This window comes from Salipiger sp. D13, from assembly GCF_003703915.1.
Taxonomy (GTDB): domain Bacteria; phylum Pseudomonadota; class Alphaproteobacteria; order Rhodobacterales; family Rhodobacteraceae; genus Salipiger; species Salipiger profundus.
In genome coordinates this window covers 223,502-235,863 of sequence record NZ_ML112591.1, presented here as the reverse complement: position 1 = coordinate 235,863, position 12,362 = coordinate 223,502, and the positions used below count along the sequence as shown (strand labels likewise).

Sequence of the window (12,362 nt, the reverse complement as noted above, 5' to 3'; positions counted from 1 at the left end):
CAGGACAGGGAGGCTCGGATGAGCAGCTATTTCGACGATCTGGAAACCCGCAGCGCTGACACCCGCGCGGCGGCACTGGCCGAGGCGCTGCCGGTGCAGATCGCCCGCGCGCAGAAACTGCCGGGCTATGCCGGCGCGCTCGCGGACATCGACCCGGCCGAGGTGACCGACCTCGCGGCGCTGGCGAAACTGCCGGTGCTGCGCAAGTCGGCGCTGGTCGAGGCGCAGGGCCCCGAGGCGCCCTTCGGCGGCTATGCCGCGCGCCCGGCGCATGGCTTCGCGCATGTGTTCCAGTCGCCGGGACCGATCTACGAGCCGGGCGGCATCGAGCCGAACTGGTGGCGGCTGGGCCGCTTCCTGCACGCCTGCGGCGTCGGCCCCGGCGACATCGTGCAGAACTGCTTCGGCTACCACCTGACCCCCGCCGGCATGATCTTCGAGAACGGCGCCCGGGCCGTGGGGGCGGCGGTGCTGCCTGCCGGCACCGGCCAGACCGAGTTGCAGGCGCGGGCGGCGCATGACCTCGGCGTCACTGCCTACGCGGGCACGCCCGACTACCTGAAGGTGATCCTCGAGAAGGCCGACGAGATGGGGCTGGCGCTCAAGATCACCCGGGCGGCGGTCTCGGGCGGGGCACTGTTCCCGTCGCTGCGCGAGTATTACGCCGACCGCTGGATCACCTGCCGGCAGTGCTATGCCACCGCCGATCTCGGGATGGTCGCCTACGAGAGCGACGCGATGGAAGGGATGATCGTCGACGAGCAGGTCATCGTCGAGATCGTCACCCCAGGCACCGGCGACCCGGTCGCTCCCGGTGAGGTGGGCGAGATCGTGGTGACCACGCTCAACCCCGATTACCCGCTGATCCGCTTCGCCACCGGCGACATGTCGGCGGTGATGGCGGGCGAAAGCCCCTGCGGCCGCACCAACATGCGGATCAAGGGCTGGATGGGCCGCGCCGACCAGACCACCAAGATCAAGGGCATGTTCGTGCGCCCCGAGCAGGTCGCGGCACTGGTGGCGAAACACCCCGAGATCGACCGCGCCCGCGTCATCGCCAGCCGCGAGGGCGAGATGGACGTGATGACGGTGCGCATCGAGACCGAGGCGGACAGCCCGGAGACCTATGCCGGCACCGTGGCCGACGTGCTGAAGCTCAAGGGCAAGGTGGAGCTGGTGAAGCCCGGCGGGTTGCCGCGCGACGGCGTGGTGATCGAGGACACGCGCAGCTACGACTGAGCCCGCGGTCCAGGGCGGTTCAGAGCAGCTCGAGCACCCGTTCCGGGGGCCGCCCGATCACGGCGCGGTCACCGGCAAACAGCACCGGCCGCTCGATCAGCTTCGGCTGCTCGGCCATGGCGCGCAGCAGCGTTTCGTCGTCGGCATCCCGGCTCAGCCCCATCTCGCGAAAGGCTGCTTCCTTGGGGCGCATCATCTCGATGGCGGACAGACCGAGCACGGCCTGTGCCGACGTCAGTTCGTCGAGAGACGGCGCATCCTCGAGATAGCGGCGGATCTGCACATCGGCGCCGCGCGCCTCGAGCAGGGCCAGCGCCTCGCGTGACTTCGAGCAGCGCGGGTTGTGCCAGAGGATCACAGCCAGTCCTCGCGTCCGGAGCCCACGGCGTCGGCCACGCTGGCGAAGCCGTCGCGCGCGAGCAGCGCATCGAGGTCGTGCAGGATCTCGGCAACGAGGCTCAGGCCGCCATAGACCAGCGCCGTGTAGAGCTGCACCGCCGAGGCCCCCGCCCGGATCTTGGCATAGGCCTGTTCGCCCGAGCCGACCCCGCCGACCCCGATCAGCGGCAGACGGCCCTCGGTGAGCTGCGACAGCCGCGCCAGCACCCTTGTGGCGCGCTCGAACAGCGGCTGGCCCGACAGCCCGCCGGTCTCGTCCCGGAACCGCGAGGCGAGCCCGTCGCGCGACAGCGTGGTGTTGGTGGCGATCACCCCGGCGACGCCCGAACTCAGCGCCACCTCGGCCACGTCCTCGAGGCCCTGCGCATCGAGATCCGGCGCGATCTTGAGGAATACCGGCACCGGGCGCTCGAGCCCGTCGCGTGCCTCCATGACCCCGGCAAGCAGCGCCGAAAGCGCCTCCTTGCCCTGCAGGTCGCGCAGCTTCTCGGTGTTGGGCGAGCTCACGTTGACCGTGGCGAAATCGAGATCGGCGCCGCAGCGGGTGAGCACCGTGGCGAAATCGGCGGCGCGGTCGGCGCTGTCCTTGTTGGCGCCGAGGTTCAGGCCCAGCACCATGCCCTCGGGGCGGTGCATGAGCCGTCCGGCGATGGCCTCCATGCCGTCGTTGTTGAACCCGAACCGGTTGATCGCGGCACGGTCCTCGGTCAGTCGGAAGAGCCGCGGCTTCGGATTGCCGGGCTGCGGTCGCGGCGTGGCGGCGCCGACCTCGACGAAGCCGAAGCCCGCGCGGGCGAGCCCCGGGAGCGCCTCGGCGTTCTTGTCGAAGCCCGCCGCCAGCCCCAGCGGGTTCGGAAGGTCGAGCCCCGCAACGGTGCAGCGCAGCCGGTCCGAGGTGATCCGCCCGGGGGAGGGCGCCAGCCCCGACTGCAGGGCCTTCAGCGCCAGCCCATGCGCGGCTTCCGGGTCCATCCGTCGCAGGAGCGCGAGGCCCGCCCGCTCGACCAGGCTCATGTCATGTCATCCGGGAAGACGTGTCCGCCGAGCCCCATCTGCAGCGGCCGCGACCAGCGCACGTCCGACAGGCGCAGCGGCCCGTAGAGATGCGGGAACAGTGCACCCCCGCGCGAGGGCTCCCATTTCAGCGCCTCGCCAAGCTCGTCGGCTTCGAGCGCCAGAAGGTAGAGCCCTTCCTCGCCGGCGAAATGCTTGGCGGCGGTCTCGCGCACCTGCTCGAGAGTCGAGAAGTGCACGTAGCCGTCGGCCTCGTCGATCGGCGCGCCGGCGGTCTCGCCGTCGCGCTTCAGGGCGGTCCATTCCCCGGACCTCAGGATCTTGTAGATCAGCATGTCTCACCAGATGCCGGGGAACGCGCGCCCGGTCAATCCCCGTCGCGCCGAAGGCGCGCTAACCAGGTGCGGTCGAAGGCGCGCCCCCGTGGCTCGCGAAAGGAGTGCGCGCGGCCTGCGGTCGGAATGAGCGACACGGTGCCGCGCCCGCTCCCGGGCGTTACGTCAAGTGAAGCAAGGCTTTGACAGGTTCCCGCCCCCGTTGCACCATTCCGCGACAAAACGCCCACAGAGAGGTTTCACCATGTCCTTCCGTCTCCTGACGAGTGCCGCGGCGCTTGCGCTCAGCGCCGGCGTCGCCAGCGCCGAGTATTCGCTGACAATCCTCCACACCAACGACTTCCACGCCCGCTTCGAGCCGATCAGCAAGTACGATTCGACCTGCGGCGCCGAGGCGAATGCCGAGGGCGAGTGCTTTGGCGGCTCGGCGCGGCTGGTGACGGCGATCGACGAGGCCAAGTCGCGCAGCGATAACTGGCTGCTGGTCGACGGCGGCGACCAGTTCCAGGGCACGCTGTTCTACACCTACTACAAGGGCAAGCTTGCCGCCGAGATGATGAACAAGATGGGTTACGACGCGATGACGGTCGGCAACCACGAGTTCGACGACGGCCCCGAGGTCCTGAAGGGCTTCACCGAGGCGGTCGAGTTCCCGGTGCTGATGTCGAACGCCGACCTCTCGGGCGAGCCGCTGATCTCGGACGCGATCATGAAGTCCACCGTGATCGAGAAGAACGGCGAGAAGATCGGCCTGATCGGGCTGACGCCGCAGAACACCGACGAGCTGTCCTCGCCCGGGCCGAACGTGGTCTTCACCGACCCGGTCGATGCGGTGCAGGGCGAGGTCGACAAGCTGACCGGCGAGGGCGTGAACAAGATCGTCGTGCTGTCGCACTCGGGCTACGGCGTCGACCAGCGGGTGGCCGAGAACACCACCGGAGTGGACGTGATCGTGGGCGGTCACACCAACACGCTGCTGGGTGACATGGACGATGCCGAGGGCCCCTATCCGACCATGGTGGGTGAGACCGCCATCGTATCGGCCTATGCCTACGGCAAGTTCCTGGGCGAGCTGAACGTGACCTTCGACGATGAGGGCACGGTGATCGAGGCCAGCGGCGCGCCGATCATCATGGACGCGGGCGTGACCGAGGACGAGGACACCGTCTCGCGCATCTCGGAGGCGGCGCAGCCGCTGGACGAGATCCGCAACGAGGTGGTGGCCGAGGCCGCGGCGCCCATCGAGGGCGACCGCGGGGTCTGCCGGCACGAGGAATGCGCCATGGGCAACCTCGTGGCCGAGGCGATGCTCGACCGGGTCCGCGACCAGGGCATCCAGGTCGCGCTGAACAACAGCGGCGGGCTGCGCGCCTCGATCGACGAAGGCGAGATCACCATGGGCGAGGTGCTGACGGTGCTGCCCTTCCAGAACACGCTCTCGACCTTCGAGGTGACGGGCGAAACGCTTAAGGCGGCGCTCGAGAACGGCATGGGCCAGTTCGACGATCCCGAGGACGACGGCCGCTTCCCGCAGGTTGCCGGCCTCAAGTTCGTCATCTCGCCGGATGCGCCCACGGGCGAGCGGGTCTCGGAGATCATGGTCGAAATGGACGGCGAGTGGCAGCCGCTCGACCCCGAGGCGACCTACGGCATGGTGTCGAACAACTTCGTGCGCAACGGCGGCGACGGCTACCGGATGTTCGTGGACGCCGCGAACGCCTATGACTTCGGGCCCGACCTGGCGGACGTGACGGCGGAATACCTGGCGGACAATTCGCCCTACGAGCCCTATACCGACGGCCGCATCACCTTTTCCGAGTGATCCTGTCCCACGACCACCGCCCGGGCGCGCCGGCCTGACCACGCGCCCGGGGCTTCTTCTGGCCTCAAATATTCCCGGGGGAGTCGCGCAAGCGACGGGGGCAGCGCCCCCACGCGCGGGCCCGGGGCCCGCGCCAGGCCGGGCCTCGGGCCGTCCCTCTGGAAAATCGCGGCCGCCCGCGGCATGCTGTCTCCGACCCAGCCGGAGGACGCCATGAACGGGCGCTGCACCTGCGGAGCGATCCGCTTCCACCTGACCGACACGCCGCTCATCATCCACTGCTGCCACTGCACCTGGTGCCAGCGCGAGACCGGCTCGGCCTTCGCGCTCAACGCGATGATCGAGACCCGTTGCGTGGCGCTCGACGCGGGCCGCCCGCACGATGTCACGCTGCCCTCGGCCAGCGGCAAGGGGCAGATCGTGGCGCGCTGCCCGACCTGCGAGGTGGCGCTCTGGTCGCATTACGCCGGCGGCGGGCGCGCCTTCGCCTTCGTGCGCATCGGCACGCTCGACCGCGCCGCCGAGCTCACCCCCGACGTCTTCATCTACACCGACACCGCGCCGCCCTGGATCACCTTCCCCGAGGGCGCCCGCGTGTTCCCGGAGTACTACCGCCGCTCGACCACCTGGCGCCCCGAGGCGCTCGCCCGCCGCGAGGCCGAGCTCGCGCGCCAGGCCCGGCAGCACGAGCAGCAGCAACAGCAGCAACAGGAGGCGCCGGAGCGATGGACCACCCTCTGATCGACCTCATCAACGCCCGCATCCGCAAGGCCGAGGAAGAGGGCGCCTTCGAGAACCTGCCGGGCGCCGGCAAGCCGCTGCCGCCCTCCGACGACCCGGAGAACGTGGTGCTGAACCGCATCCTCAAGGACAACGGCGCGGTGCCCGAGGCGGTCTCGCTCATGCGCGAGATGGCCCGCCTGCGCGAGGAACTGCGTGAGACCGCCGACCGCAGCGAACGGCGGCGGATGATGACCGAGCTCTCGATGCTCGAGGCCCGGCTCGACCGCGCCCGCAGGGACCGCTGAGGCTTGGACATCCCCCGCGCCGCGTGCGACTGTCGCGCCGGTCGAGAACGGGCAGGGGGTGCAGGCCATGGTCACCGTGAAAGAGCAGTACGAAGCCTATCCGTATCCCGAGCGCGATCCGCAGGACGAGAAGAGCCGGCTCATCACCGGCTCGCCGTCGCACCCGCTCGAGATGGACCACTTCCTGTGGAAGGGGCAGCGCGACTGGTCGCGTCCGCTGCGCGCGCTGGTGGCGGGCGGCGGCACCGGTGACGGGCTCATCCAGCTGGCCACGGTGATGGCGCAGGCGGGGCGTCCTGCCGAGATCACCTATCTCGACCTTTCCACCGCCGCGCGCGAGATCGCCGAGGCCCGCGCCGCCGCACGCGGGCTCACCTCGATCACCTTCCGCACCGGCAGCCTGCTCGAGGCGGCGACGCTCGGCCCTTTCGACTACATCGACTGCTGCGGGGTGCTGCATCACCTGCCGGACCCGGCCGAGGGTTTCCGGGCACTGCGGGCGGCGCTCGCGCCCGGTGGCGGCATGGGGTTCATGGTCTACGCGCCCTACGGCCGCTCGGGGGTCTATCCGCTGCAGGAGGCCTTCGGCGCGCTTTTCGAGGGGATCGCGCCCGAGGAGCGGCTGGCACGGGCCAAGCGGCTTGTGGCCGACCTGCCCGAGGGGCACCCGTTCGCCGCCAACGTCAACCTCGGGGACCACCACGAAAGCGACGCGGGGTTCTACGACCTGCTCCTGCACGGGCAGGACCGCGCCTTCTCGGTGCCCGAACTGCTGGGAACGCTCGAGCAGACCGGCTGGGCGCTTGCCAGCTTCACCACGCCGGCGATCTACGACCTGGCGCGCATCACCGAGCCGCCGCAGGCCATGCCCGCCGCCGACCGCATGGCCGTGGCCGAGAAGCTGCGCGGGACGATCCGCATGCACGTGGCCTACGCGGTCGCGGACGGCAGCGGCCCGACGGTCGCGCGCGGCACCAACCGGCAGCTCGTGCCGCACCTGCGCGGCGTGAAGCGGCAGGCGCTGGCCCGCGCGGTGGCGCAGGGCCGGTCGCTGCCGTTGCGCATCGGGCGGCTCGACGCCGAGCTGACGCTCCCGCGCGAGGCGGCGGCGGTGCTCGCCGGGATCGACGGCCGTCGCACGCTCGACGAGATCGCCACCGGCGCACGGATGGACCCGCTGACCTTCGGGCGGCTCTGGGCGCGGGTCGAGGCCGAGCTCGCCGACTGGGGTCTGCTGCTCTATTCCGGCCTCCTCAGGAGACGCGCCGGCGCGCCCCGAAGCTGACTTCGCGGCACGTCCACCCCTTCCGGGCCGCGGGACGTTGCGTCGCGAGGCGGCTGCCGTTACGTCGGGAACTCTTGCGCCTCGGGCGCGTCCTTCTCAGACTGGCACACGGGGAGACGACCCCCGGGAGCGCCATGCGAGCAAGTGTTCAGGCGCAGGAATCCCGGGCGATCAGGGAGGAGCGACGACCATGACTTTCGCGTCCGTGGGCGACCGGAATGCCATCGAGGCCGAAATGCCGTGGGAGGCACGCGATGTGCCCCCCACGCTCTACGGGCAGCTGTGCCGGACGGCCGAGGCCTTTCCCGACCGCCCGGCAGTCAGCTACCAGCTGCTCTCGGGGCCGCGCGACCGGGCCGAGACGCTCACGTGGTCCGAGCTCAAGGACCGCACGACTCAGGCGGCGAACCTGTTCCGCAGTCTGGGCATCGGCGAGACCGACACCATCGCCTACGTGCTGCCGAACGCCAACGAGACGATCTGCACCCTGCTGGGCGGTGCCGTGGCGGGGATCGTGAACCCGATCAACCCGCTGCTCGAGCCCGAGCAGATCGCTGCCATCCTGCGCGAGACCGGCGCCAAGGTTGTGGTAACGCTGAAACCCTTCCCGAAGACCGACGTGGCCCAGAAGGTGGCCGAGGCCTGCCGTCATGCGCCGGGCGTGAACTACGTGCTCGAGGTGGACCTAAACCGCTATCTGAGCCCGCCGAAATCCTGGATCGTGCCCTTCCTGCGGCCGAAGGTGACGGCGAACCCGCATGCGGATGTGCTCTGCTTCGCGCGCGAGATGCGCAAGCAGCCCACGACCCTCACCTTCGAGGACAGCCGCGGCGACCGCGTGGCGGCCTACTTCCACACCGGCGGCACCACGGGCATGCCGAAGGTGGCGCAGCACCGATACTCGGGGATGATCTACAACGGCTGGCTCGGGCACCAGCTGCTGTTCACCGAGCGCGACACCATCATGTGCCCGCTGCCGCTGTTCCACGTCTTCGCGGTGCATGTCATCCTGATGTCGGCGCTCTGCTCCGGGGCGCATGTGGTCTTTCCGACCCCCGCCGGCTATCGCGGGGAGGGGGTGTTCGACAATTTCTGGAAGCTTTGCGAGCGCTGGAAGATCAGCTTCGTCATCACCGTGCCCACCGCCGTCTCGGCGCTGATGCAGCGCAAGGTCGACGCCGACATCTCGTCGGTGAAATATGCCTTCTCGGGCTCCGCACCGATGCCGCTGGAGCTGTTCCGGCGCTTCGAGAGCGCCTGCGGCGTCACCATCTGCGAGGGCTACGGGCTGACCGAGGCGACCTGCCTCGTGTCCGTGAACCCGCCCGAGGGCGAGAAGAAGGTCGGCTCGATCGGCATTCCCTTTCCCTATTCTCACGTCAAGATCGTCAAGCAGACCGCCGATGGCCCGCGCGAATGCGACACCGACGAGGTCGGCGAGATCTGCGTTGCCAACCCCGGCGTCTATGCCGGCTCGACCTACACCGAGGTCGACAAGAACCATGACCTGTTCCACGAGGGTATCTACCTGCGCACCGGCGATCTCGGTCGGATGGACCCCGACGGCTACCTCTGGATCACCGGGCGGGCGAAGGATCTCATCATCCGCGGCGGCCACAACATCGACCCCGCCGAGATCGAGGACGCCCTGCTGGCGCATCCGGCCGTGGCCTTTGCAGGGGCGATCGGCCAGCCCGACGCCCACGCCGGCGAACTGCCCTGCGCCTTCGTCGAGCTGGTCGAGGGAGCGGAGGTCACGGAAGAGGCGCTGATGGCCCATGCCAAGGTGCATATCCACGAGCGCGCGGCCTATCCCAAGCACCTGACCATCCTGCCCGAGCTGCCCAAGACCGCCGTCGGCAAGGTCTTCAAGCCGGCGCTGCGGATGCAGGCGATCGAGCGGGTCTACAACGCCGCGCTCGAGGCCGCGGAGCTGCCGGCGCGGGTCGTCTCGGTGATCGATGATCGGCGCCGGGGTCTTGTGGCACAAGTCGAGCGCAACGGCGCCGACGAGGACGCCGTGTGTCACTGTCTCGGGGCCTTCACCCGTCCGTGGGAATGGGCCGCCAGCGAGAATGCCGGAGGCTAGGGACAGTGTCTTGATGTCAGGGGTGAAGCGGGGTTTCGACCCGCTGGGTATCGGGACAGGGCGTGAACCGACACGCCCGACCGCGCCTCCTCAGGCTTCGTTCTGCGCGCAGAAGATCTCGTAGAGCAGGCCGATCACGCGCGACGTATCGCCGTCGGAAAGGCTGTAGTAGATCGTCTTGCCGTCGCGGCGGGTGCTGACGAGCCCCTCTTCACGCAGGCGGGCGAGCATCTGGCTGACAGCCGCTTGCCGGGTGCCGAGCAGGGTTTCGAGTTCGCCGACCGACTTCTCGCCCGATCCCAGGTGGCACAGGATCATCAGTCGGCCCTCGTGAGCGAGAGTCTTGAGGTAAGCGGCAGCGTTGCGCGCATTCGCGGCCATTTCCTCGGGTGGAGCAATCATCATATCGTCGTTCACTGGTCAGGGCCTTCTTGAATTGGATGCCTCATATAGCACCTTCCGAGAGATTTGCGACATCTTGCCACTCGTTTGCGGCGCGCAAGATCATTCACAATAACGCGCATTACGGGAGCTTGGTTCCCGCAGCGTTCAGCTTCGCTCCGATCTCACCGCCTTTGCAAAGCGGCGCGCCTCGTCCGGCGCGTCGCCGGTGCCCCCGGGCGTGCTGCGCAGGCCCGTGGCAAGCGCTTGCGCGCGGCTCAGCGCCGCGTTGGCACAGAGCAGGAGCTGCGGCAGGGCCAGCCGTTCCGCAAGTCGTGCGACCTGCGGCTCCGGGCTGGCGTTCACCACCGTCAGCAGCGCCGCGGCCTGGGGCCTGAGCGCCTCCAGCGCGGCGGCCGGAGGCGTGGCGGTGGCGTCCGGACGGGCCAGTGCGGCAAGCGCGGTGACGAGCCGCGCAGACCAGCCGGCAATGTCGCGCAGCGGGGCGCGGTCGTCCCGCCAGCCGCGTCCCGGATCGGTGAGGTTGAGCGCCTCGGCCAGCGCCGCGCGCAGGCGTTCGTCGGCATCGGAGAGCGCCACCGGCAGCGCCCGCTGCCGCAGAAGCGCAAGTTCGTCGCGCAGGGCCAGAAGCGGCCAACCCGCGCGGGCCGCGCGGGTGGCGGAATCGGGGGCGTGCCCGCCGCCGGCCACCGCGCCGAGATCGTCGAGAAGCGTCGTGAGGCCCGCGTCGGCCTGCGCCAGCACCTGCCGCATCCGCAGCATCAGGGCGCTGTCCTCGATGTCATCGGGCGCGGTCTCGTGGCAGAGGTAGGGCACGTACTCGGGCGCCTGCATCAGCGCGCCGAAGGAGGCCACCACCGAAGGCACCGGGGTTCCGTCCCGCGCGGTGTCATCGGCCAGCCCGCCCGGGTCGATCTGCAGTTCGAGCGAGGCGCGGTGGATCGCCTTGCCGGCAGTTTCGGGAATGAGGCCTGATGCGCCCTGCACCTTGGCCAGTGCGCCGAGCACGATCATCATCGCGCGCACCTCGGCACTGTCGGTGAACAGCTTCGCGGCCTCACCGGTGGCAAAAAGCTTGTGCAGGTAGGCGCTGTCGAACGGGGTGGCGGTCATCGCGGGCTCCTGTGACGTGGCGCGGCCCGTATAGCGCAGGGGCCGCGCCGGACGCCAGCCCGTCAGCCCGCCGCAATATCTCCGAGCAGGTCTGCGAGCGCCTCGGGCGCAGAGAAGAAGGGCGAGTGCGACCAGGGCCGCTCGTGGACGTCGCCGGGGGGCAGGGCAGAGGCCATCCGGCGCTGGTCTTCGGGTGGAATGGCGTGATCCTCCGTGCAGAGGATGTAGCTGCGGGGCACCTCGGCGATGTCGCCGCCGAGCGAGACAGGGGTGGCCTGCGCCACGACGGGTTCGGGGGTGAGCCGGTCGAGCGCCCGTGCCACGGTGTCCGGTGGGCAGCCGTTGTAGAAGAGCTCCGGCGCCAGCTCCGGCGCGAAGGTGAAGCTGTCGCGGTCGGCGCCACGGCGGATCGCGGCGCGCAGCGGCTGCGTGGCCTGCGCCTGCACCAGCGAGCCGACGCTGGCGCCGTCCCCGGGCAGGTAGGCGCAGAGATAGACCAGCCGCGCCACGCGGTCCGGGGCGCGGTCGGCGGCGGCGGTGGCGGGAACGCCCGCCATGGAATGCGCGACGACGATGGCCGGCTCGCTCAGCGCTGCGAGGATCGCCGCGACATATCTGTCGAGCGTCGCCTCGGCGGGCGGCGTGGAATCGTCGCCATGGGCGGGCAGGTCGATGGCGGTGGCCTCGTGGCCCCGCGCGACGAGCGCCGCGCGCAGGGCGTCCCAGCACCAGGCGCCGTGGCTCGCGCCGTGGATCAGCAGGAACCGCGCCATCAGCCAGCGTGCCCCTGCGCCGTGAGGAAGTCGGTCAGCAACGCCGCGTAGGCGTCCGGGGTCTCGATGCAGGGCAGGTGGCCTGCGCCGCGGATCAGCTCGAAGCGCGCGCCGGGGATCAGCTCGGTCGTCTCGCGCACGAGATCGGGCGGGGTCGAGCCGTCGGCGCTGCCTGCGATGCCCATGGCCGCCAGCCGCAATCCCGATGTCGGCGTCATGAAGTCGGTGCCCGCGATGGCGTGGCAACAGCCGACATAGCCGGTCCGGTCGGAGCGCTCGAGCATGTGGCGCCAGCCGGTGATCTCGGGCGTGTCGTGGAATGGCGGCGAGAACCAGCGTTGCAGCGTGCCCTCGGCCAGCGCCGCCGTGCCGCCCTCGGTCACCGTCGCGATGCGGTCGGCCCAGATGTCGCGGGTGCCGATCTTGCAGGCGGTGTTCGACAGCACCAGCGCCCGCACGAGATCGAGCCGCTTGGCCGCGAGCCCCTGCGCGATCATGCCGCCGAGCGACAGCCCGACCACGACCGCGTCGCGCATGTCCACGTGCTCCATGAGCCGTTCGAGGTCGCGCACGAGCGAGCCCATCGAATAGGGGCCCTCGGGCGCATCCGACAGCCCGTGTCCGCGCGTGTCGTAGCGCAGGATCCGCAGGGAGCCCGGAAGCCGGGCCACGACCTTGTCCCATATCCGGAAGTCGCTGCCGAGCGCGTTCGAGAAGACCAGCGGCGCGCCGTCTTCCGGCCCGTCGAGGCGGTAGTGCAGGCGGATGTCGCCAAGGTCGGCCATCTGCATCGCGGTCGCTCCGTTCGTTCGTGTCTTGCAGGTCGTCCCGACCGTAACGCCGCGCGCGGCAGGACGGAAGCC

13 protein-coding genes are annotated in these 12,362 nt (G+C 70.1%); 6 read left to right on the top strand and 7 right to left on the bottom strand.

Annotated elements, in window-relative coordinates:
- Nucleotides 1-18 precede the first annotated feature (18 nt).
- The gene (locus D6860_RS05445) at nucleotides 19-1,239 is read left to right on the top strand and encodes a phenylacetate--CoA ligase family protein (RefSeq protein ID WP_076622494.1); all 1,221 of its coding nucleotides are present in this window, start codon (nucleotides 19-21) and stop codon (nucleotides 1,237-1,239) included.
- A gap of 19 nt (nucleotides 1,240-1,258) precedes the next feature.
- On the opposite strand, the gene arsC is transcribed toward D6860_RS05445, so the two are convergent.
- From arsC to D6860_RS05430, 3 genes are read right to left on the bottom strand one after another with little or no spacing between them, the layout of a single operon-like run.
- Complete coding sequence (arsC, locus tag D6860_RS05440; protein WP_076622493.1) at nucleotides 1,259-1,597, bottom strand: arsenate reductase (glutaredoxin); 339 nt, start codon at nucleotides 1,595-1,597, stop codon at nucleotides 1,259-1,261.
- Nucleotides 1,594-2,652: a quinone-dependent dihydroorotate dehydrogenase gene (locus tag D6860_RS05435; protein ID WP_076622492.1), complete on the bottom strand. Its 1,059-nt coding sequence runs from the start codon at nucleotides 2,650-2,652 to the stop codon at nucleotides 1,594-1,596. Before D6860_RS05435 ends, arsC begins: the two co-directional genes overlap by 4 nt.
- A complete protein-coding gene (locus D6860_RS05430; protein WP_017469172.1) occupies nucleotides 2,649-2,987 on the bottom strand; it encodes a DUF952 domain-containing protein in 339 nt (112 codons plus the stop codon). The genes D6860_RS05435 and D6860_RS05430 overlap by 4 nt, the downstream gene beginning before the upstream one ends.
- Before the next feature lie 244 nt (nucleotides 2,988-3,231).
- On the opposite strand from D6860_RS05430, the gene D6860_RS05425 reads away from it, so the two are divergent.
- The 5 genes from D6860_RS05425 (at nucleotide 3,232) to D6860_RS05405 (ending at nucleotide 9,211) form a co-directional block, all read left to right on the top strand.
- Nucleotides 3,232-4,809 carry a bifunctional metallophosphatase/5'-nucleotidase gene (locus D6860_RS05425; protein ID WP_076622491.1) on the top strand — a complete coding sequence of 526 codons (1,578 nt, stop codon included), beginning with the start codon at nucleotides 3,232-3,234 and terminating at the stop codon, nucleotides 4,807-4,809.
- A gap of 213 nt (nucleotides 4,810-5,022) precedes the next feature.
- The gene (locus tag D6860_RS05420; RefSeq protein WP_076622490.1) at nucleotides 5,023-5,550 is read left to right on the top strand and encodes a GFA family protein; all 528 of its coding nucleotides are present in this window, start codon (nucleotides 5,023-5,025) and stop codon (nucleotides 5,548-5,550) included.
- The gene (locus tag D6860_RS05415) at nucleotides 5,535-5,837 is read left to right on the top strand and encodes a DnaJ family domain-containing protein (protein ID WP_076622489.1); all 303 of its coding nucleotides are present in this window, start codon (nucleotides 5,535-5,537) and stop codon (nucleotides 5,835-5,837) included. Before D6860_RS05420 ends, D6860_RS05415 begins: the two co-directional genes overlap by 16 nt.
- A 67-nt stretch (nucleotides 5,838-5,904) precedes the next feature.
- Complete coding sequence (locus D6860_RS05410) at nucleotides 5,905-7,122, top strand: class I SAM-dependent methyltransferase (RefSeq protein WP_076622488.1); 1,218 nt, start codon at nucleotides 5,905-5,907, stop codon at nucleotides 7,120-7,122.
- Between the two features lie 190 nt (nucleotides 7,123-7,312).
- Entirely contained in the window at nucleotides 7,313-9,211 is a 1,899-nt protein-coding gene (locus D6860_RS05405; protein WP_076622487.1) for an acyl-CoA synthetase, read from the top strand.
- A gap of 90 nt (nucleotides 9,212-9,301) precedes the next feature.
- Here D6860_RS05405 and D6860_RS05400 read toward each other — a convergent pair whose 3' ends face one another.
- The 4 genes from D6860_RS05400 to pcaD all read right to left on the bottom strand — a co-directional run bounded on the left by D6860_RS05400 (nucleotide 9,302) and on the right by pcaD (nucleotide 12,290).
- Complete coding sequence (locus D6860_RS05400) at nucleotides 9,302-9,616, bottom strand: ArsR/SmtB family transcription factor (RefSeq protein WP_254681404.1); 315 nt, start codon at nucleotides 9,614-9,616, stop codon at nucleotides 9,302-9,304.
- A 144-nt stretch (nucleotides 9,617-9,760) separates the two neighbouring features.
- Nucleotides 9,761-10,726, bottom strand: coding sequence for a lyase family protein (locus D6860_RS05395; RefSeq protein WP_076622485.1), 966 nt, complete (start codon nucleotides 10,724-10,726; stop codon nucleotides 9,761-9,763).
- Between the two features lie 62 nt (nucleotides 10,727-10,788).
- Nucleotides 10,789-11,499, bottom strand: a complete 711-nt coding sequence (locus D6860_RS05390; protein ID WP_076622484.1) for an alpha/beta fold hydrolase — start codon at nucleotides 11,497-11,499, stop codon at nucleotides 10,789-10,791.
- Entirely contained in the window at nucleotides 11,499-12,290 is a 792-nt protein-coding gene (pcaD, locus tag D6860_RS05385) for a 3-oxoadipate enol-lactonase (RefSeq protein ID WP_076622483.1), read from the bottom strand. The genes D6860_RS05390 and pcaD overlap by 1 nt, the downstream gene beginning before the upstream one ends.
- Between the last annotated feature and the right edge of the window lie 72 nt (nucleotides 12,291-12,362).